15 protein-coding genes and 1 other RNA gene are annotated in these 21,448 nt (G+C 61.5%); 11 read left to right on the forward strand and 5 right to left on the reverse strand.

The annotated features are described in order from the left end of the window. The 6 genes from polA (at window position 1) to IPV69_RS02705 (ending at window position 10,047) form a co-directional block, all read left to right on the forward strand. Window positions 1-2,841 carry a DNA polymerase I gene (gene polA / locus IPV69_RS02680; protein WP_206293373.1) on the forward strand — a complete coding sequence of 947 codons (2,841 nt, stop codon included), beginning with the start codon at window positions 1-3 and terminating at the stop codon, window positions 2,839-2,841. Window positions 2,842-3,123: 282 nt separating this feature from the next. After that, entirely contained in the window at window positions 3,124-5,310 is a 2,187-nt protein-coding gene (locus IPV69_RS02685) for a protein-arginine deiminase family protein (RefSeq protein WP_206293374.1), read from the forward strand. Between the two features lie 89 nt (window positions 5,311-5,399). Next, entirely contained in the window at window positions 5,400-5,936 is a 537-nt protein-coding gene (locus IPV69_RS02690) for a VOC family protein (protein WP_206293375.1), read from the forward strand. Between the two features lie 68 nt (window positions 5,937-6,004). Then, window positions 6,005-6,718, forward strand: coding sequence for a dephospho-CoA kinase (gene coaE / locus IPV69_RS02695; protein WP_206293376.1), 714 nt, complete (start codon window positions 6,005-6,007; stop codon window positions 6,716-6,718). A 1,267-nt stretch (window positions 6,719-7,985) separates the two neighbouring features. Further along, window positions 7,986-9,284 carry a transcription termination factor Rho gene (gene rho, locus IPV69_RS02700; protein WP_390884392.1) on the forward strand — a complete coding sequence of 433 codons (1,299 nt, stop codon included), beginning with the start codon at window positions 7,986-7,988 and terminating at the stop codon, window positions 9,282-9,284. A 97-nt stretch (window positions 9,285-9,381) separates the two neighbouring features. Next, window positions 9,382-10,047 carry an alpha/beta fold hydrolase gene (locus IPV69_RS02705; protein WP_206293378.1) on the forward strand — a complete coding sequence of 222 codons (666 nt, stop codon included), beginning with the start codon at window positions 9,382-9,384 and terminating at the stop codon, window positions 10,045-10,047. Window positions 10,048-10,149: 102 nt separating this feature from the next. Here the strand turns inward: IPV69_RS02705 and trpB are convergent, their stop codons facing one another. Beyond that, window positions 10,150-11,367 (reverse strand): tryptophan synthase subunit beta, encoded by a 1,218-nt coding sequence (gene trpB, locus IPV69_RS02710; RefSeq protein WP_241179958.1) that lies wholly within the window; start codon window positions 11,365-11,367, stop codon window positions 10,150-10,152. Window positions 11,368-11,522: 155 nt separating this feature from the next. On the opposite strand from trpB, the gene IPV69_RS02715 reads away from it, so the two are divergent. Beyond that, complete coding sequence (locus IPV69_RS02715; RefSeq protein ID WP_206293379.1) at window positions 11,523-12,428, forward strand: ABC transporter permease; 906 nt, start codon at window positions 11,523-11,525, stop codon at window positions 12,426-12,428. A gap of 84 nt (window positions 12,429-12,512) precedes the next feature. Here IPV69_RS02715 and IPV69_RS02720 read toward each other — a convergent pair whose 3' ends face one another. Beyond that, window positions 12,513-13,013, reverse strand: coding sequence for a hypothetical protein (locus tag IPV69_RS02720; protein WP_206293380.1), 501 nt, complete (start codon window positions 13,011-13,013; stop codon window positions 12,513-12,515). 72 nt (window positions 13,014-13,085) lie between these two features. Between IPV69_RS02720 and tyrS the strand changes: the two genes are divergently transcribed. Beyond that, the gene (gene tyrS / locus IPV69_RS02725) at window positions 13,086-14,306 is read left to right on the forward strand and encodes a tyrosine--tRNA ligase (protein ID WP_206293381.1); all 1,221 of its coding nucleotides are present in this window, start codon (window positions 13,086-13,088) and stop codon (window positions 14,304-14,306) included. A 232-nt stretch (window positions 14,307-14,538) separates the two neighbouring features. Beyond that, complete coding sequence (locus tag IPV69_RS02730; protein WP_206293382.1) at window positions 14,539-15,702, forward strand: ammonium transporter; 1,164 nt, start codon at window positions 14,539-14,541, stop codon at window positions 15,700-15,702. Between the two features lie 113 nt (window positions 15,703-15,815). Here the strand turns inward: IPV69_RS02730 and IPV69_RS02735 are convergent, their stop codons facing one another. After that, on the reverse strand, window positions 15,816-16,502 hold the full coding sequence (locus IPV69_RS02735) for an orotidine 5'-phosphate decarboxylase / HUMPS family protein (RefSeq protein ID WP_206293383.1): 687 nt from the start codon (window positions 16,500-16,502) through the stop codon (window positions 15,816-15,818). Window positions 16,503-16,799: 297 nt separating this feature from the next. Between IPV69_RS02735 and IPV69_RS02740 the strand changes: the two genes are divergently transcribed. After that, complete coding sequence (locus IPV69_RS02740) at window positions 16,800-18,779, forward strand: SGNH/GDSL hydrolase family protein (protein ID WP_206293384.1); 1,980 nt, start codon at window positions 16,800-16,802, stop codon at window positions 18,777-18,779. A 100-nt stretch (window positions 18,780-18,879) separates the two neighbouring features. Here the strand turns inward: IPV69_RS02740 and IPV69_RS02745 are convergent, their stop codons facing one another. Further along, window positions 18,880-19,761, reverse strand: coding sequence for a prepilin-type N-terminal cleavage/methylation domain-containing protein (locus IPV69_RS02745; RefSeq protein WP_206295632.1), 882 nt, complete (start codon window positions 19,759-19,761; stop codon window positions 18,880-18,882). Window positions 19,762-20,210: 449 nt separating this feature from the next. Here IPV69_RS02745 and ssrA point away from each other — a divergent pair. After that, window positions 20,211-20,596, forward strand: a transfer-messenger RNA (tmRNA) gene (gene ssrA / locus IPV69_RS02750). A gap of 125 nt (window positions 20,597-20,721) precedes the next feature. Here the strand turns inward: ssrA and IPV69_RS02755 are convergent. Beyond that, entirely contained in the window at window positions 20,722-21,411 is a 690-nt protein-coding gene (locus tag IPV69_RS02755; RefSeq protein WP_206293385.1) for a hypothetical protein, read from the reverse strand. Window positions 21,412-21,448: the final 37 nt, after the last annotated feature.

Consider the following 21,448-nt stretch of genomic DNA (forward strand, 5'->3'; position numbering starts at 1 on the left):
ATGCCACGCTCTTTCTACATCATTGACGGCCATGCCCACATCTATCGCTCCTATTTTGCCCCCTTTCGCGATCTGACCAGCCCCACCGGCGAGCCGACGAAGGCGACTTACGTCTTCACCCAGATGCTCCTGAACCTGATCGACCAGCGAAAGCCCGATTACCTGGCGATGGTCATCGATTCCGGCGACGAAACCGTCTTTCGACGCGAGATTTTCCCCGAATACAAGGCCAACCGAACGCGCCCTCCCGACGACTTTGCCCCCCAGGAGGAGCGCATTCTGAAGGTCGTCGAAGACGCCGGGGTGCCCATCTTCGCCAAGCCCGGGTTCGAAGCCGATGACCTGCTGGCGACCATGGCCGAGAAACTGAAGAACGATGGTTTCGAGGTCTTTATGGTCTCGAAGGACAAGGATCTGCGGCAACTGCTGGGTCCTAACGTCAAGATGTACGATGTGCAGGGGGACGAGGTAATCGACCCCGCCAGCCTTGAAGCCAAGCTCGGCTATACCCCTGAGGAAGCGGTCGAGATTCAGACGCTCATCGGCGACACCACTGACAACATCCCCGGCATCCCGGGTGTCGGCGAGAAGACGGCTGTGAAGCTGGTGAAGAAATACGGGTCGGCCGACGCGGTTCTGCAACATCTGGACGACCTGACGCCAAAGCTCAAGCAGAACTTCATCGAGCACGCCGACAAACTGAAGATGTCGAGGCAACTGGTGACCCTGCGGCGCGATGTCGATTTTCCGTTCAACCCCGAGGCGTGCAGGTATACAGGTTTGAACGACGCCGGCCTGCGAAAGCACCTTCAGGAACTGAATTTCTGGGCGTTGCTCAAACGCCTCGGCCCGCCGCCGGCCGAAGCAAAGCCCCGCAAAGCTGCCCCGGTGGTGGCGGCGGCCGGCGACGGATTCTCGGATTCGCTCTTTGGTGACGGCACCCTTTTTGGTTCCGGCGGAGGCGGCGGTGACGCCGAACCGGCAGGCATCACCAATAGCGGTCCGGTGCTCGAAACCTCGGCGGGTCTGCCGTACCGGATCGTCACGACGACCGAGCAACTCACCGAACTGACAGACGGCTTACGAAAGGCCGGACGGTTTGCATTCGACACCGAGACCGACGCCCTGGGCGCGATGGCGTCGAACCTCGTCGGCCTGAGCTTCTCGTGGGAAGCCGAAACCGGCTGGTATGTCCCCGTCGCGGGACAATCGACTGCGCCACTGCTGGGCCGTGAAGAAGTGCTCGCGGCGCTCAAGCCGATTCTCGAAGACGAATCGATCAAGAAGGTCGGCCACAACATCAAGTACGACTTGCTGGTGATGCGGATGGCGGGCGTCACGCTCCGCGGGATCGAAGTCGACACCATGATGGCGGCATTCCTGCTCGACGCCGGTCGCAACCAGTACGGCATCGATTCACTCGCCCGCGAGATGCTGGCGTTCCAGAAGATCCCGACCAGCGATCTGATCGGCAAAGGTGTCAAACAGCTGTCGATGGCGGCAATCGATGTAGAAAGGGTCGGCCGTTACGCCGCCGAAGACGCCGACATTGCGCTGAGGCTCGCCAACCTCCTGTCGCCACGCCTGGCGGCGATCCCGGAACTTCAGAAGCTCATCGACGACGTCGAAACGCCGCTGATCGATGTGCTCGCCGAGATGGAACACAACGGCATCGCCGTCGATCCGGCAGTGCTTAAGGAACAGAGCGTCGTCCTCGGCGACCGGGCCGACGCCCTTCATGCCCGAATCATGACCGAGGCCGGTGTCGAGTTTAACCCCGACTCGCCCAAGCAACTCGCCGAGGTGCTGTTCACCAAGCTGAAGCTGAAAGTCGTCAAGCGGACCAAGAGCGGCCCGAGCACCGACGTGCAGGTGCTGGAAAAGCTCGCCGACATGCACCCCGTGCCGAAACTGATTCTTGAATACCGCAGCCTGATCAAGCTTAAGAACACCTACCTCGACAACCTCGGCGATTACATCAACCCGAAGACCGGCCGTATCCACGGCAGCTTCAACCAGACCGGTGCCGCGACCGGCAGGTTGAGCATGTCGGACCCGAACCTGCAGAACATCCCTATCCGCACCGATGAAGGCCGGCGCATCCGCCTGGCGTTCGTCGCCGGCGATCGGGAGAAGAATGTCCTGCTGTCGGCCGACTACAGCCAGATCGAACTGCGCATCCTTGCCCACTTGTCGCAGGAGCCGGCGCTGATCAAGGCGTTTGAGGCCGACGAAGACGTGCACCGCGCCGTTGCCGCTGAGGTGTTCGGCGTTCCACTCGATCAGGTCTCCCGCGACCAGCGCGGGCAGGCGAAGACGATCAACTTCGGCATCATTTATGGCGTCAGTGCATTCGGGCTCGCTCAGCGAATCGAAGGACTGTCGGTCTCGGCCGCGAAGCAACTGATCGCGTCGTACAACGCCCGGTTCCCTCGCATCCAGCATTTTCTGATGCAGTGCGTGAAGCACGCGCAGGATCATGGCTATGTCAGCACGCTGATCGGTCGGCGACGGCCGATCACGGAGATCGACTCCGGCGTCATCCACATGCGCAATGCCGCCGAGCGGATGGCGATCAACAGCGTGGTCCAAGGGTCGGCGGCGGACCTGATCAAGATCGCGATGGTCGATGTCTACCGCCGACTACGGGCAGATAACCGCCCGAGCAAGATGCTACTGCAGGTCCACGACGAACTGGTCTTCGAAACGCCCAGGGACGCGGTCGAAGTCGAGGCAAAGATGGTCCAGGAGGTCATGACGGCGGCGGGGGAGAAGATGGGCCTGAAGGTGCCGCTGAAGGTTGAGGCCGCCTGGGCGGCGAATTGGGGAGAGGCGAAGTGACGACTTGAAGCTGCAGAATCGGAACTTCGCATCTGGCGAGCAGGCCCGGGAGGCCCCCTCGACTTACCTGTGGCTTGTCCTGTTTCGCCAATCGACTGGAGATCGCCCCGGCGAACATATCCAGGTCCGGAAATCCATTCGAATTTGAGCCGCAGGCGCATGTCGCCGGCGTCGGCTCGAAATACGTGCACAGTGATATCTCGTAAGGGCGATCGTCGTCTCTTCAGTGCCGATGCCGCGCGCCCGCGTGGCCGCTGTTTCCCTCTGTCCAGAGCTGTCGTCATGCAAATCCAAACCCTCGAAGCGCGAACTCTTTTTTCGGCACTCTTTCCCCAGACTGACATTCGTGTCGATTCCAATCGCGACGGCGTCATTACCGTCGCCGACAATACGAAAGAAGAGACCTGGACGTCAGGCAAGCTGGGGGCCGGGGCGGTCATCCTGCCCAACTTCGATCGCGACAACACCACGTCGCTCGCCCCCGACAACTGGGCCGGCGGCAACTGGAATGGCCGTCCGGCCGCGCCCAACAACATCATCGACAACACCGCCGACCTGGCCGACGTCGGCCGGTTCCGCCTGTACCGCCTCGGGTCCGACTTCGAGTCCTACCAGTACAAGGTGACGCTACAGATCATTGGCCCGGCGACCGACTCGGCATTCCACAAAGGCATCCTGCCGCAGGATCGGGTGCGTGTCTTTTTCCCGTCGAAACAGACTGCCGACGGAAACCTCACCGTCCAGCCCGGCGATGTCGCCGTCTTCGGGCCGGGTCTCGGTGACACGATCCGGTTCGTCAACAACCCCGCCGCTCTGAACGAGTATGCGATGTCCGATCTCGGCGGCGACGGCTACCTGGAGTTCGGCATCGAGGGGCTGCGAGCCGGGGCACAGGTCCGACTGAAGCTGACGATCGAATACGATCCGATCCTCACCGACATCGTCGTCGCCGGCGAGCCGGCCGAGCCGCCGACCGTGATGACCGACACCGCCGTTCTTCGCGTCGCGCCGTTCGTGCTGTCGGACAACCGGATGAAGGTGAAGAAGGCGATCGTCGAGAACATGAACCGTTACGGCTTCGATAACGCAGAACTGCGCAACACGATGTCGCAGGTGTTCGGCAGCCGAAAGGTCGAGTCGCGCAGTGGGGATATCTGGCAGCAGGACGGGTATGAGATCGGTTACGTCGCCGCTCCCTACGGATCGATGTCGGCGGTGCTCGATCTGCCCAGGGCAACCGACGTCTTTTTCGAACAAGGGGTGACCATGCGGTCGTTCGTACGCGGAACGCTGCTGGGATCGGGCGTAGGCGTGGCGACGGATGTTGCCGGGTTTCCGCACGTCACCAGCAGCGCCTTCGGCGGCGATATCGAGGGCATCGGCAAGGCCGGCGGAAAGCCCGGTCAGCCCGGATACATGCTTGCCAGCGGAATGCCGCAGTTCCTGAAGGACTTCATTGCGGCGCAGGGCACGCATCAGGTGATCGACCTGAAACTCGACGACTGGCTCAGCGTCGCTCATGTGGACGAGGTGATTCACTATGCCGCCGATGGCAAGCATGTCGCGGTGGCCGATCCGGAATCGGCCTGGGCTCTGTTGCTCTGGGCGGCGAAGCTGAACCCAAATGTGAAGATGCACCCTACGCTCAACGGCAACGAGTGGCTGCCGAACGCCGACCCTGCCGGCGTCAAGGCATCGGTGTACCTGAACAACCCGATCCTGCGCCAGCAGAACATGGAATACGCCATGGCGGCGAGCCGACTGCCGGCGGCATGGAACGCGATCAAGTCGGCGTTAAAGCTGACGGAAGAGCTCACCACGCCGGCCGCGGCAGGTGCCAACACGGGCACCGCCAGGCTCGTACGCGGTGGGGCGTTTACGCAGTTTCTTTCCGGCGTGAAACGCACCTTCCAGATTAAGTTCACCGACGCCGACCGCTACCGGCTGCGATACAGCGACAACGGCGGAACCACCTGGTCGGGCTGGGCCGACGGACAGCGGTCCAAGGACTGCGTTTTCCCTGAAGCCAAAGCTTTCCTGCTCAAGCACTACTGGACGGGCGTCTCCAAGGCCGGCGATGTGTTTACTTATGCAACCAACCCGGCGGCGACCCTGATCAAGATGCCGGTGCTCTTCTACGGCCCGGACGCGTTCTTCCAGGGTGCACCGATCGGCCAAAGCGTGGTCATTGAAGGCCCTCCACGCCTTGGCGCATTCACGATGAATCACGTTAACTCGCTGGTAGACGGCGGTACGGTCATCACCGGAAAGGCGCAGGGGCCGAAGGTCGCCTGGCGTGGCGGGACGGCGAGCGACATTCTCGAAGACTACGCCGCCGCTGTGTTCCGCGGGGCCGGATATACAACCGTCCGTTTTGCGGACGCTGCCATTTATCACAACTCCGGCGGAAGCATTCATTGTGGCACGAACGCGATCCGCGAGATTCCGACGGAGAAGTGGTGGGCGTGAGCTTCGCGGGCGGGAACGCCATTCGTCGTGGTGTACTTTCTTCGGCGGAACGTGCCCGCCCCGCGACGCGAATCGGCTAAAATCCGGGTATGGAACTCGCCGACGACAGCGAACCGTTGAAACTGCAGCGCGACCCGCGTCCGATCCTTCCCGAGCCGCCGCCAGTTCGGCTGGTGGCGGTGGACGACGTTGTATTGCTCACGCCGCCCGGGAAGGAGCCGCAGCTCGACGCGTTCTACGTCGGTCTGTTGCGGATGGAGCGGGAGGATCAGGAGTTGCCCGTCCGCCCGCCCACGGCGCCGATCCTCGGCGACGCGGCACCGAACCTGCCAGCGGCGCGCGTGCGACGGCCTCTGCCGGCCTTGCCGGCGGGGGCGATCCAGGGGCCGGTGTACCGGGCGGAGAAGCACCGAGTGTCGTTCCATGTTCTGGAGCCGTTGTTCGAACGCGACAGCCTGCGACCACTCGGAGTTGAAGTGCCATCGCTCACCTCCACGCGGCTACAGATCGAGCGGTTAGAGATCGACTACACCCGCCAGAAGGGGCTGTACGCAGGACAGGATTCTCTGCTGCTGAAAGACCCCGGCGGCAACTGGATTGAGATCATGGAAAGCCGACCGATCTGAGTTCGCGGGAACCCGCGTTCACGGGGGAGGCGTAGCGGCTGACCGTTCCTCGGCTATCATTCCATCCGGTGTTTCAGGGTATCCCTATCATTGGCATCGTGGGCGGTGTCGGCAGCGGCAAGAGCCACGTCGCGCACCTCTTTGGCAACTTGGGATGTCTGGTGATCAGTTCCGATAAACAGGTCACCGAGGCTTATGCTCTCCCGGAAGTTTTGAACCAGATTCGGCAACGATGGGGTGATGAAGCGATTGGCCCGCAGGGCCTGATCAATCGTAAGCTGATTGCGTCGAAGGTGTTCAACGTGCCGGCCGAGCGGCAATGGCTCGAAAGCCTGCTGCACCCGGTGGTGGCGAATCTGCGTGATGCGGTGATGCAGCAGGCTGCGCAGCAATCGGAGCGGCCCGTCGCGTTTATCTGGGATACGCCGCTCCTTTTTGAGGTCGGCCTGGCAGATCGCTGCGACGCGGTGGTTTTTGTGGATACCCCCGACGACGTCCGGCTGGATCGGGTCAGGAGATCCCGCGGGTGGGACGCCGGGGAATTAAGACGTCGGGAAATTTCACAATGGCCTCTGGACAAAAAGCGGAGACTGTCTCATTATGTGATCACGAACGCGGCGGAAACGCCTGATTCGTGTCCCGCTACGAAAGATCCCGCCCGCCCACCGGAAGTTGACTCCCCAGTAGCATCGGTAGACGGCGAGATCAGCGGCTCATGCGAGTTGCGCCGTCAGGTCAGGCAGGTGCTCTCCAGAATTGTATCCGACCTCCGGGCGAACTAGCTTCGGCTATGAGTTGCCTCCTTAACGGCGCCGCTTGATCGCACAGTTTGTCTGTCCTATATAACCGCCCTGTTTTCGATTGAATGGGGCGACCGACCTGCCTACAGTGCAAGCAGGCGGGGAGATCTGGTGACAGATCGAGCGTAACAGATCGAGCCTTGGCGGGTAGTATCGGCAGGATCAGGAGCGCACCGGTGCCGTGTTTGTTGGGTGGCACCGCTTGAGCCAGAGAATGAACTGAATCTACCCGCCGTCAGGCAATTCAAACGAGTATCACAAGAACATCAGTGACGTAGCAGGCCAACGAATCAGGTCAGCGAGCGATAAACGACAGCGCCGCAGAAGGTGTCTGCCACCAATCGACTCGAACCCCAAAATACTGCGTTATCTCGACTGATTGACAGAACACCGGCGTTTGCCGGAAACCGCACCCGCCTGACAGGCTCGGCATCGTGTCGAGGTCTGGCAGGGTTCCCCCGACTCTGCGAATGTCATTGATGGCACCAGGATCGGAGCGGCGGGGAGTGGCGAGCGTATCGCCATACCTCGCAATGACCGTAGCCCGACGGTTTGAGACAGCGGGCGCGGCGTCCTTTCCCGTCAGAACCGATCTGTTCCGCCGGATAAGACGCGCGATAATCGCCACCCGGGCGAGTCGCGATGCAATTCATACTGATAACCCACAGATCATTCCCCCTCACAGGAGGCCTTGAGACCAATGGCCAAAGCAGGCAGCAGTCGTCCCCGTCGCACACGAGCAGTTGTAGAACCCGTTGAGACGGAAGTTGAAGTACAGGAAGCCGCGCCGAGCGTCGCGGTGGAGCCCGAACCCAAGCCGGCCCCCGTCGTGGCGGCCCCGGTTGTGGTTGCTCCGACACCCGTCGAATCGCGTGAAGAAGTCCGTCAAGAGCCTGCGCCGCGCGACGAGCGCCCCGCAGGACGCGAGGATCGACCGGAACAGCGTACCGGCGATCGAGGCAACGGCGACCGCAACGATCGTCCCCCCCAACGCAACGACCGCCGGCCCGAACAGGGACGTGGCGATCAGGGACGTGGCGACCGAGGTGGTGATCGCGGCAACGACCGTGGCGGCGACCGCAACCGCCCCCAGCAGGACCGTGGCAACGATCGCGGCGGCGACCGAAACCGCCCGCCCCAACAGCCCCGCTACGACAACCGTGACAACCGCGATAACCGCGGCGGTGGCGGCGGTGGCGAACGCCGCGAAGAACGTCGCGAAGAGCCCCAGTCGGAAGACGTCTCGAACATCGACGCCGAAACCAACGCCAAGTACGAGCAGGTCAAGGGCGGCAAGCTCTTCATCAAAGACCTGCAGGTGATGGACATCCTGAAGCTGCACGACATCGCCCGCGATGAAGGCATTCAGGATTACATCGGCCTCAAGAAACAGGACCTGATCTTCCAGATCCTTCGCAGCCGCGTCCGCCAGAACGGCCTGATGTACGGCGAAGGCGTGCTGGAGATTCTGCCCGACGGCTTCGGCTTCCTCCGCAGCCCGGAGTTCAACTATCTCCCCGGCCCCGACGACATCTACATCAGCCCGAGCCAGATCCGCCGGTTCGGCCTGCGCAACGGCCACGTCGTGCAGGGCCAGATTCGTCCGCCGAAGGAGAGCGAGCGTTACTTCGCGCTGCTGCGTGTCGAGGCGATCAACGGCGAAGACCCGGACAAGATCACCGAGACCGGCACGTTTGAAGACCTGACGCCGCTGCACCCGCACAAGCGCATCGTCCTCGAGGCCGACCCGAAGGACATGAACATGCGGATCGTCGACCTGGTGACGCCGATCGGCATGGGTCAGCGCATGCTGATCGTCGCGCCGCCGCGTACCGGTAAGACGGTCCTGATGCAGAAGATCGCAAACAGTATCAGCACGAATCATCCTGATGCGGTGCTGATCATCCTGCTGATCGACGAGCGTCCGGAAGAAGTAACGGACATGGAGCGGAACACCAAGGCCGAGGTTATTTCCTCGACCTTCGACGAACCCGCCAGCCGTCACGTGCAGGTCGCCGAGATGGTGATCGAAAAGGCCAAGCGGTATGTCGAGTTCGGGAAGAACGTGATCATCCTGTTGGACTCGATCACGCGTCTGGCCCGCGCCTACAACACCGAAGTCCCGCACTCGGGCAAGATCCTGTCCGGCGGTGTTGACGCCAACGCACTGCAGAAGCCCAAGCGGTTCTTCGGCGCTGCCCGCAATATCGAAGAAGGCGGCAGCCTGACGATCCTGGCGACGGCGCTGGTCGACACCGGCAGCAAGATGGACGAAGTCATCTTCGAAGAGTTCAAGGGCACGGGTAACTCCGAACTGCACCTTGACCGTCGTCTGGTCGACCGCCGAACGTACCCCGCGATCGACATCAACCGCTCCGGCACGCGGCGTGAAGAGCTGCTGCTGGACAAGAAGGAACTCGAACTGGTTTACCGTCTCCGTCGCGTGCTGAGCGACATGAACCCGGTCGAAGCCGTCGAGCTTCTGAAGGGCCGGTTGGAGAAGGTGGCGAGCAACGCGCAGTTCCTGATGTCGATGAATTTGGATTGACCGGGAGCTTTGGACAACTTGTACCTAGAATAGCTAGCCCCGACACCCCAGTGGTGCCGGGGCTTCTTCATTGCCGTGCTATGGAAAGAACGGAGTCATGGGCGAACCGCTCCCCCTCATCCTCTTCTCCGGCATGGGTGCCGATCAGCGGATGTTCGCCGAGCAACTCGCCGCCATCCCCAACCTGACAGTCCCTCACTGGCTTCCGCCGAAGCGGGATGAAACACTGCGGCAATACGCACATCGGCTGGCCGCCGACATCGGGCCCGATCGGCCATGTGTGATCGGCGGGGCGTCGTTCGGCGGGTTTCTCTCGCTGGAGATGCTCCCCTTCGTCAATGCCCGGGCATGCCTGCTCGTGGGCGCCGTGCGATCGCCGGACGAATTGCCGTGGATGATTCGTGTCGTGCGTCCCCTGGCCCCGCTGTGCCGGTTGATTCCGTTCGAACTGTTCCTGTGGGTGGCGGGATTTCTGGGCTTCAGCTACGGGTGGCTCATGCCCCGGCGAATCCGCGAGTTTCTTCAGCTCGGCGGCAGTCTTGACGCCGACTTCTTCCGCTGGGCAACCCAGGCCGTGCTGACCTGGGGCAAGGAAGGTCCGCCACCGGCGACATCGGTGCCGATCTACCACATTCACGGGGAGCGGGATTGGGTTCTGCCGGCACAGCTGACGTCGCCGACAGAGGTGGTATCGAAGGGCGGGCACATCATCGCCGTGACGCATCCTGATCAAGTGACGGCGTTTATCCGACGGCATTCGTAGGGTCCGCCTTGGCGGACGTGTGGCGCTCGAGCACCTTTGGACGCGTCCGCCAAGGCGGACCCTGCCTAATCGTTGGAGCCGTCGGGCACACGCCGTGTGCCCCTACATCTTGCCTTCCAGCAGCCGCGCCACTTCCTGGCAATCCTTGTCGCCACGGCCGGAGAGGTTGATCACGATCACCTTGTCTTTACCCATCTTCGGGGCGAGCTTGGCCACATAGGCGATCGCGTGCGCCGTCTCGAGGGCCGGCAGGATGCCTTCACAGCGGGCGAGGGTCTTGAAGCCTTCCAGCGCCTCGTCGTCGTCGATCGTGACGTACTCGACCCGGCCGCTGTCTTTCCAATAGGCGTGCTCCGGGCCGACGCCGGGGTAATCGAGGCCGGCGGAACAGGAATGGGCGTCGGCGGTCTGGCCGTCGGCGTCCTGAAGGACGTAACTGAGCGAGCCGTGCAGCACGCCCGGCTGACCCTGCGAAAGGGCGGCCGCATGCTGCCCGAGTGCACCGCCACGACCACCGGCTTCAACGCCGATCAGCTTAACACCGGTGTCTGCCGCGAACGGGGCGAAGATGCCGGCCGCGTTGGAACCACCGCCAACGCAGGCGATCACTGCATCGGGCAGACGGCCTTCGATATCCAGGCACTGCTGCTTGCTTTCGACACCAATGACCGCCTGGAAGTCGCGGACGATCATGGGGAACGGGTGGGGGCCGACGACCGATCCGATGATGTAGTGCGTGTCTTCGACGGATCCCATCCAGTCGCGCATCGCTTCGTTGGTCGCGTCCTTGAGCGTTTTCGATCCGCTGGTCACCTCGATGACGTTGGCCCCCATCAATTTCATGCGGAAGACGTTGAGGTTCTGTCGGCGGATATCCTCGGCACCCATGAAGACGTCGCACTTAAGGCCGAACAGCGCGGCCGCGGTTGCCGTCGCCACGCCGTGCTGGCCGGCACCGGTCTCGGCGATGACGCGCTTCTTGCCCATACGGAGGGTGAGCAGCGCCTGGCCGATGGTGTTGTTGATCTTGTGCGCGCCGGTGTGATTGAGGTCTTCGCGCTTCAGGTAGATCTTGGCACCGCCGAACTTGTCGGTCAGACGTTTCGCGAAGTAGAGCCGGGTGGGCCGGCCGACAAAGTCGTGCAGGTAGCCGTCGAGTTCCTCCTTGAATGCCGGATCGGCCTGGGCACTGCGGTACTCGGCTTCGAGTTGCTGGAGGGCGAAGATAAGCGTTTCAGGGACGAAAACGCCGCCGTACTGGCCGAAATGGCCGGCGCTGTCGGGCATGGCAATGGGAGGGGACGCAAGCGCGGTACTCATAGTGCGAGAATGGTAGGGGCGATATGGGAGACGGGCAATGACGGAAAGAATGATGACTTGGGCAGGCAGAAGTCAGGTACGAAGGCACTGGGGCACGTTGCCCCCCATTTGACACTCGCCGGACGCAGGGACTCTCCGTACAATCCTCTCCAACCATGTACCGCACGCTCGTCATCGCCCGCCATACGTTCCGTGAGTCGATCGTTCAGCCGATCTTCTCTCTTCTCATAGGCATCGGCTGCGCGCTGATGTTCATCTTCGCCATGCTGCCGTTCTTCACGCTCGGCGAAGACTCGACCATGTTCAAGTCGGTCGCGCTGGACATCGTCCTTCTCCTGGTGCTGCTCACGACACTCTTTGCCACCAGCAAGAGCGTTTACGACGAGATCGAAGACCGCACCATGCTCACACTCATGAGCAAGCCGGTCCGTAAGTGGGAGGTGCTGCTCGGCAAATACCTGGGCATCATCGTCGGGGCGTTACTTGCGATCGTGATCCTGGGCGTGGTCATCAGCGGGGCGATCTACTGGCGGGTGCCGACGGACTACCAGCTTCAGGTCAACAGCCTGGACGACCTGGTCCTCAAACAGATCGCCGACTACCGCCTGATGCACATCATGGGCATGATCCCCAGCCTGCTGCTGGTCTGGCTTCAAATTGCGGCACTGGCGGCGATCGGCGTGGCGCTGTCGGTGCGGTTTTCGCTCGTGGTCAACCTGCCGGCGGTCATCCTCTTTTACGTGGCCGGCAACCTGACTCGATTCCTCGGCAACATGGACGCCAACAGCTCGGTCGTCACCCGCGGCCTGGCGTGGCTGGCGACGACTGTGGTGCCGTTCCTCCAGGTGTTCGACTTCCGCCAGCACACGGTCTACCGCGAGGTGCGGGTTCCGGGAACGCAGTTCATGGACGCCGTCCGTCATCCCAATGCGGTCGACCTCTGGACGATCTGGGGCTATTTCGGTGTGGCAAGTTTGTATGCGGTCGGGTTCGCCATCTTCGCGCTGGCGGCAGGACTGCTGCTGTTCGAGAACCGGGAACTGGGTGGGGCGGAAGGCTGATTTGATCTGGGCACGAGTCGCGCCAAGGCGGCAAGCAGGCTCGCCTGTCATAACGGGATGGCAGCCCGTTCCGCAAAGTGCTGGTCATGCCTCGTCACAAATCTCGGTGGGCAGGTCGAGATAGATTGCAATGTCGCCGGCTTTGTCCGCCGCCTGCTGCTTCGTCGAATATTCGGTGACGTAAACGCTGATGTCCTTACCCGACAGCGACACACGAAATCGGCTGTACGAACCGCCGTTGTGAGTCGTTAAGAGGTGATGGGTGACCGTGACCCGATCGAAGAACTTCAGGTCGTATGCGTAGCTGCGCTTCATCCCCAGCGTGCCGCGTGTCCGGCGAACCTGCCCGGCGGGTCGGTCAATCTCCAGATCCCAGTGCATGGACAAAGCTCCGACGGCAAATACCATCGCCAGCAGTCCTAGGAGCAGCACGGCCCAGCCGGCACCGGGCTTGGCGGTGATGGTCCCCAGAAACTGGATGCTGACGCCGACGTAGACGGCGGCAAGCCCTGTCAGCAGTAGGGGCACCAGCGCCAGGCCCAACCAGCCGATGCGGTGCCGAAAGATGATGGGTTTGGAAGTCATAGCGTCGCTCTGCCCGATCAGGATTCGCCTTTTCTGTTTTGAACGTCCACCCCAGGAAACGACAGCCTAACCATGCTTCCCTCGATTGACGACCAGATTCGAATTCTCTCCCGCCGCTGCGAACGCATTCTCTCCGAAGAAGACCTGCGCAAAAAGCTGGCGCGGAGTTACGCCACTGGCAAGCCGCTGCGCATCAAGCTCGGCATGGACCCGACGGCCCCCGACGTCACGCTCGGCCACGCCGTGCCGCTGAGCGTCGTGCGGCAGTTCCAGGAGTGGGGCCACAAGGCGGTCATCATCATCGGCGACTACACCGCCCGCGTCGGCGACCCAACCGGCCGGAACGCCACGCGCAAGGTCCTATCCGGCGAAGAGATTGACGCCAACGCCAAAACCTACGTCGCCCAGGTCGGCAAGATTCTCCTGACGTCGCCGGAAAGCTTGGAGATTCGCTACAACGGCGAATGGCTCGGCAAGATGGGCTTGGTGGATATCATCAAGCTCGCCAGCCGAAAGAGCGTGGCGCAGATCCTGACGCGCGAAGACTTCGCCAAGCGCTACGCAGAGGGGATCGACATTCGCCTGCACGAGATTCTCTACCCGCTGTTGCAGGGTTGGGACAGCGTGATGATCGATGCCGATGTCGAGATGGGCGGCAGCGATCAGCTTTTCAATAACCTCGTCGGCCGCGAGTTTCAGAAGGAAGAGAAGCCCGACGACCCACTTGCCGGGCAGGTGGTCATCGTCACGCCATTGCTCGTCGGCACCGACGGCGTGAAGAAGATGAGCAAGTCGCTGAAGAACTACGTGGGTGTAACTGACGCCCCCAGCGGCAATGACAGCATGTTCGGCAAGATCATGTCGCTGCCGGACTCACTGATGGAGAGCTACTACACGCTCGTCACCGACCTACCGTTAGACGAGATGAAGCGGCAGATCGCGTCCGACCCGCGCAATGCGAAGGTATCGCTGGCGAGGCACATCGTGGCGAAGTTGCATTCAACGGAGGCCGCCGACGCGGCGGTCGCCGAGTGGGACCGCGTGCACTCGCAGAAAGGGGCTGTCCCCGACAACGTCCCGGAAGTGGCGATTGAGGCGGGTGAACACCGCATGGCCGCGCTCCTGGTGAAAGCGGGCCTGGCCGCGAGTAACGGTGAGGCGACGCGAAAGATCAAGGAAGGCGCGGTCTATCTCGATGGCGAGAAGTTCCTGGATTTCCACGCAGCGATTTCAATCACGAAGCCTGCGGTTGTCAAGCTCGGTAAACGATTCGCGAAGCTGGTTCCCGCGTAGGAGTTCCCTCAAAGCGCCATCCCCGAAGGGATGGGTTGTTACGCGGATGACCTTCGAACTCGTTCAAATCCTTTCCCGTTGAACGACTCTGACCGACTCGTTCGTCCTTCGCGCAAGAACCCATGCTGTGCAGAACTGCTTGTGTGGAGGCGACAACGCGTCCCATGACAAATTCCCGTCCCTGCCTTATACCTTTGTCCCAGTCGCGTGCGGGGAACTCGAAGGAGCTTCGATGTCGGCCTTTATCTTGATTTCCATCCTCCTCGTGCGTGTCGGGCTGGGCATGTACCTGGCCGGTCTGACCCGTGCAAAAAACGCTGCCGGTGTGGTCGCCCGCGTCATCTGCGACTTCGGCATCGCCGCGCTGGCGTTCTACGTTCTGGGCGCTGCGATCGTCACCCAGGAGAACAACCGGATCTTCGCCATGGATTTCCGGCATTGGTTCAACGCCGAGGCGGCTGCCGAAGTCAGCGTCTTTCTATTGTTTACGACCGTGGCAACCGGAATCGTCATCGGCGCCCTTGGGGAGCGATCACGCTTCTTCGCGATGCTTCCTGTCACCATTGTCCTGGCAGCGGTCGTCGTGCCGGTGCTGGCGTTCTGGTCCCGGTCGAGCTTGGGATGGCTTGCGAGACTCAGTGTGATTGACGACTTCGGAGCGTCCTGGCTTCACATGGCCGGTGGGGTGTTTGCGTTGTTTGGTGCAAAAGCGGTCGGCGCCCGCTCCAACAAGTACCACCGTGACGGCTCGGCCAGCATCATCCCCGGCCACAGCGTGCCGCTCGCGGGCCTGGGTGCCCTGATCATGTTCGCCGGGTTGGCGTCACTCCTGGCGGCAGGCGGTGGGCGGGCGGCGCTCAACGGCGTGCTCGCCGGCGCAGCAGGCATCGTTGCGAGCCTGGTCCTGGGCAGGCTCCGCTACGGCAAGCCCGACGTGTTGCTGATGATCACGGGCATGCTTGGTGGCGTCGTCGCCATCTCAGCAGGCGCGGCAAACGTCTACCCCATCTTTGCCATTATCATTGGCGGTGGGGCGGGCGTACTGGTCCCATGGGCGGCGGTCGAGATCGACATGCGGCTGCGGATCGACGATCCCGCCGGCGCAGTCGCGATCCATCTCGTTGGCGGTGCGTGGGGAACGGTCTGTGCCGGTATCTTCTGCGGGCGAGGCGTTGGTGGCACGTTCCAGGCGATTGGAGTGCAACTATTGGCGTTGGTTGTCGCAGTAGCCGTCTCGGCGGCGGCGGCGTTCGGAGTCTTCAAGTTCCTCGCGAGCAATCTGCGGTCCAACGAGGCCGACGAGTTCGATGGCCTGGACTTGGCCGAGCACGATATCGGCGCCTACCCCGACTTCCAGCAGAACAGCATCCGGTCGTATCACCTGCGGGAAGCGTAGGTCAATTGGGTGGGGCGTTCTTCGACATGGCCAGGGAACCGTCAAATAACCGCGCTGCGGTGGGCGCGAACCTTCAACTGCGCACCAATCGCATCGTTGATGTTACTTGGGCATCACGTATACGCGTGCACTTTCTGACAGATCATCCGTAATGAGCCTTCGACATCCCCGCTGGCGGTCTTAAAGGCGTCAGCATCGATTGTGAGTGGGGCTCCCAATACCACCAGTGGGGCGCCGTAGCTCGGCGTCGCGACTGCCTGTTCGATCGTCAAGCCGCCGACCGCCTGTACCGGAACTTTGACCGCCTGCACGACCTGCCGAAGCTCATCGAGTGGCGAAGGCATTCGCTCGCCGCGGGCGGCGATGCCTCGGCGTTCGTCGTAGCCGATGTGGTGGATGACGTAGTCACACCCGAGGTCTTCAAGCATCTTCGCCCCGGCGACCATGTCGGGGCAGCCGAGGTTGTCCCCCATAATCTTGACGCCCAGATCCCGCCCGGCCTTGACGACCACCTTGATCGTTTCCTCGTGCGCCCGGGCCATCACGACGATGTGGGTCGCTCCGGCTTTGTGCATCAGTTCGGCTTCCAGGTAGCCGCCGTCCATGGTCTTGAGATCGGCGACGATCGGCGTCTGCGGAAACCGCTGCCGTAGCGCGCGGACGCCGTTCATGCCCTCCGCGATGATGAGCGGCGTGCCGGCTTCAAGCCAGTCCACGCCTGCCCGCAAAGCCATCTCAGCAGTAGACAGTGCCTCGTCGATGGTGGTCACATCCAGCGAAATTTGTACGGTCGGTCGCACGCTTAGCCTCCTTCGCGAACACTTGAAGTCTTTTGAACGCCGAGGGTTATACCCCATCGTCACAAGGACGTGTTGGGGCAAGAAAAGTTGCCTTCGCAACGGGAAATCAATTGCTTGCAAGCTGCCACACCTCTAGCATTCGTGGTCTTGCGGCCGAGCCGCAACGGGGAGGGGGTTCGCGGTGTTTCTGCGGACATGGCGGTTTCAAATGATCCCGATGGTGGACAGTTCGTCGCTCGCCAGCGGCGGTGGCTCCCAAGACTTGTAAAGGTTCCTTGTCGTATGCCGATTTCTCTGATGCGATCGACCCGTCGCGCCGCCCGTTGTGCCGTCGAAGGCCTTGAGTCGCGGCAATTGCTCGCCGCTGCGCCGTCGGCCCTGGTTGCCAAGGTTCCGGAAGCGGCGGCTTTCCAACTCGTCTACGACCTGAATATCCCGAAGCTCGGCGGAAGCTACAACACGACCGCAGTCCCGTACAGCGTCAACGATGCGGCCAAGATCACAACGCCGTTCGATCGGGTGGCCTACCACCTGCAGTTGACCAAGGCCGATGGCACCACGCAGTGGGTGTATGTGTCTGCCGATGCCTTCACCCAGGACGCAAAGAAGCTTGGCGTGCCCACGTTTGCCAGTGGCGGCGCGTTCCAGAATGCCATCAGCAACCTGAACGTCAAATCCAATGTCGCCGGCATTGTGCAGGGGACGGGGTTGAGCGGCGGCATGATGGAGTTCTGGCCGAACAGCTATAACACCCGCAATGCCGCGGGCGTGCCCGGGGCATCGGAATGGGGTTACGACTTCGGCGACGAAATTGGCCTGCCGGCCAACGGTTATGGATCGATGCAGATCCACAATTACAACGCCCAGCAGACTCTTTTCGCTTACAACGCCTGGGGCGGGCTCGAACCGACGAAAGACGCTGAGATCGGAATCGGCAACAGCCCGACCGGCGGCAAGGACTGGACGTTCAACAAGTCGGCGGGGCAGTGGAGCGTCCGCCGCTTGCAGGTGCTGGTCCGGCCGACGACGACTGTGCCGCCGACGTCGCCACCGCCGGTGTCTCCGCCGCCGGTGTCACCTCCCCCAGTGTCACCTCCGGTGTCGCCACCGGTCGCCGGAGGCACTAGGATCAACTTCCAACCGGCGGCCGCTCCGACCGTTTCCGGTTACCTGGTCGACGCAGGTCAGACGTATGGCGCTCGCAATGGTCGAACCTACGGCTGGTCCGTGAGCCATGCCGACGCGGTTTACGACCGCAACGTCAACGCGAATCAGCTCCTGGACACAGCGGTCGGCGTCAAGGCCGGCGGAAAGTGGGAACTGGCCGTCCCCAACGGCAAGTACGTGGTGAAGATTGCCGTCGGCGATGCTGCCGCCACCAGCCAGAACAACGTTTGGGTCGAGGGATCGCAACTCTTCAACCAGGTTCCCCTGGCGATCAATGCGTTTTCGACCAAGTCGGTCACGGTCAATGTCACTGACGGGAACCTTTCGGTCGGCGTCGGGAGTGCCGCGACAGGCAAGACAAAGCTCAACTACATTGAGGTCGCTCCGTCGACGACGCCGGCACCCACGATCCAACTTGGAACGATCCTTCCGCTTGGTGACTCCATCACGTGGGGCTACGAAGACAAGAAACTGCCCACGGGCGGATATCGCAGCCGCCTGTACGACAAGCTCGCCGCTGCCGGTGCCGGCTTTACCTACGCCGGCTCCGAAAACGACCCCTTTGATTCGTCACTGCAGGCACCCAAGCTGACCCGCCATGAAGGTCACGGTGCATTCCGCACCGACCAAGTGGCGGGCAACCTGCTTGGCGTCGCCCCTGGCAGCAATGTCTCCAGCAACAATGGTGGTCACTGGCTCGACGGCACCGCTAGCCATCCGGCGATCAACCCTCAAATTGTGCTGTTGCACATCGGCACCAACGACATCCTTCAGAAGATCGCTCCGGCGACGGCGGCGGCGAATCTTGACAGTATCATCAAGACGCTTACCGACGCCCGCCCGACTGCCAAGATCTTCGTCTCGACGATCATCCCGACGCTCGACGCGACAAAGATGACTGCTCTCAAGCAGTACAACGACCTGCTTAAGCAGGTGGTCGCAAAGTACAAGGCGCTGGGTAAAAAGGTGACTCTGGTCGATATGTACACGCAGTTCGTCGATGCCACGGGTGCCCCCCGCGCAAGTCTGTTCTCTGATTCCGTTCACCCGACTCGTGCCGGCTACGACAAGATCGGCGACGCCTGGTCGGCGGCCATTCTGGCTGCCTGACACGGGATCCAAAACCCAAATGCAGAGAGGCTTCCAGACCGTTTGGTGTGGAAGCCTCTTTCATTTCTCGTACCTGAAGTGAAGCGTCTAACTCAACGGTTCAAGGCTTGGGTTTAAGCGGGAGATCGCGACGACCGGTGTACCAGCGATAGTCCTCAAGCAGTTCGCGACCGAACGCTTCGACGTGCCCATCCGTAAACAGGCAGTTCGCCTTCTTGTTGTGGCGGAGATACTCGATCGACATGTCGACCGGTACAAGTGGCGGGGCATGCTGCTTGAAATCCCACATGGTGTCTTCGTTGCCGTCGATCGTCGTTTCGTAGCTGTCCTGGGCAAAGATGATGTCGCTGGCGTTCTTGATCTTCCCCAGATTTTTGCCCACCCACTTGTTGGCACCAGTCGAGAACTTGAACTGCGGCGTGTTGCGGAGCAACGCCGTCTCGGCGTTGTTGTGACCGAACGCCTCAAGACGCGTGATGTTGACCAATCCCGTCCCGAAGGAATTGAGCCCATAGTGACGCCACATCCCGTCGCCGGTACCGGTGCGGCTGTTGTAGTTCTCGGCGGGGCAATTCAGAATTTCCTTGGGCATCTTCGCCTCGACCATATAGGGAACCGCCCAGTAGAAGTCGTACTGAACGGTGACGACGCCGGTGTCGGTGTCCGTCGTCGAAACCTCAACGTACGGGTCGACGAAGGGGAACGCCGGGTTATTGCCTCCTCGCAAAACTCTAGAGTTATTGCTGTACCAGGCGAGGTTACCACCGTTCTGGCTTGCGTAGATCTGAACCGCCTGTCCCAGCGACCGGAGATTGGCGGCGCACTTGATCCCATTCGCTTGTGCGCGAGCGCGATTGAGTGAAGGGAGAAGGATCGAGATCAGCAGCGCGATGATGCCGATGACAACCAGAAGCTCGACCAGTGTGAAACCGTGGCGCAACCGACGGACGAACCGATGATCGATGGTTTGGTGTAATTCCATAAACTGCTACCCCGAAGCGCTTCGTTATGAGGACAATCGCGAAGAAATGAGTCCGACCGACTTGCGTCGTCACGGAAGTATACCGCGCGACCACTTCAAACTGGGAGAAAAAACTCTGATTTCAATTCAACAAGAGAAGTCTATGCCGGTACCGGAACGCCGAAACTCCCGGCCTGGCGGCGATAGGGGTTCATCTTAAATACGGCCGTCGGTGAGACATTGGTTCCTGTGTAGCTGGTCAGCCGTGTAGATTGAGACGGTTGGAAGTCAGGGCACACGGGGCGTAGCGAGCCACTGTTAAAGTCACGGCTCGCAACACGTGTTTGCCCCGAATGGAGGGTTAAGTCGAGATTGCCTTGATTGATTGGCGCCGGCGGTCGATCTATACTTCATCTTGACGGGAAATGCCTTTTCCCACTTTCCCGCGTGAACGGGAACGCCTCGGTTCCGGGGGCGACTGGTTTCGACCGGATGACGACGTTGACGGTGGCATGCCCAGGACGCTCTCTAGGCCTGGTTAATCACGAGAGCAATTTCATAACTGCCAACAACGATGTTGCAGGCCGAGTCGGCTTCACGGCTGCCCCGGTTCGAATGGCCGCCTAATTAACTAGGCAGCCTCGGCATGGTGTGGAGCCCGTGACACACCAGCCGAAAACAGCGGGCTGGTTTGCCGATTCTGACGTCGGTCGGCAAACGAGAAACAGACGGCTGGACCCCGACGGAGAGTGCTGCTTCCCGCCGCCGGGGTCGAGATTAAAAAAGCAGATACGCATGTAGATGCCGGCAATGAAGTGATCTCGGGACGGGGGTTCAATTCCCCCCGCCTCCACTAAGAACGCCGTCCCTCATCCAGAGGGACGGCGTTCTCGCTTTTGCAGGCCGTGCGAAAGGATGGCGTCGCAGGTGGAAGTGACATCTCGTCAGGTCGTGAGCCGTCACAGGCTTTGCAGTTAGCCATTATGGTTTGCCCGCCGGCGCCACGTGGATGTCGTCCAATTCAATCCCTTTTTCGCCGCCATTCTGCATCCAGAGCAGCTTTCGCTTGGCGGCATTGAAGCAGGAACGTTTCAGCGTTTGTGTCCATCGCTTGCCGTCGACGGCGATCGTTACCGACTCGCCCGCAAAGTCGAGGCGAACCGTGTGCCACTCGTTTGCGCTCAGATCAACTTTCTCAATCGGGAGGAACTCGTTCAGTCGAAACGCATGGCTGACGGGATCGGCCGCCTTGCCTGGCTGAACTTGCGGGTGCTTGGGATCGAGACTGTGGGCATCCACTTCGAGTTGGACTCCGGTTCTCAGCAGCTTCACGCGAAGCAGGTGGTCAACGCTCCCGTATCCGTCGTCTCCGTCAACGAAGAACCAGAGCCAACCGCCCGACTCAAGATGGCGGTAGCGGAAGGAAATGGCGACATCGGTCCCCTGGACCGGCAGGTAGACCATCGGCGGGTACTTCCCTCCGCTTGCCCCGCGGGTCCACAGGACGCCGTCGCGCACCTCGGTGTTCTTGTTCGGGATGGGTGTGCTGAATCGTTTCGGATCAAAGCCCGCATCGAAAGATTCACGAATCGTTGCCGCCGGTTCCTCCGCGTGCAGGCCGGCGAGCGGAGCAAGAACCATGGCGATAAGGAGCGGTCGGAGTCGTCTCATGAGGTTCATTCTCTTCCGTGCGGGAGTTGCGCCGAGG

Origin of the sequence: Humisphaera borealis (assembly GCF_015169395.1) — a bacterium.
Taxonomy (GTDB): domain Bacteria; phylum Planctomycetota; class Phycisphaerae; order Tepidisphaerales; family Tepidisphaeraceae; genus Humisphaera; species Humisphaera borealis.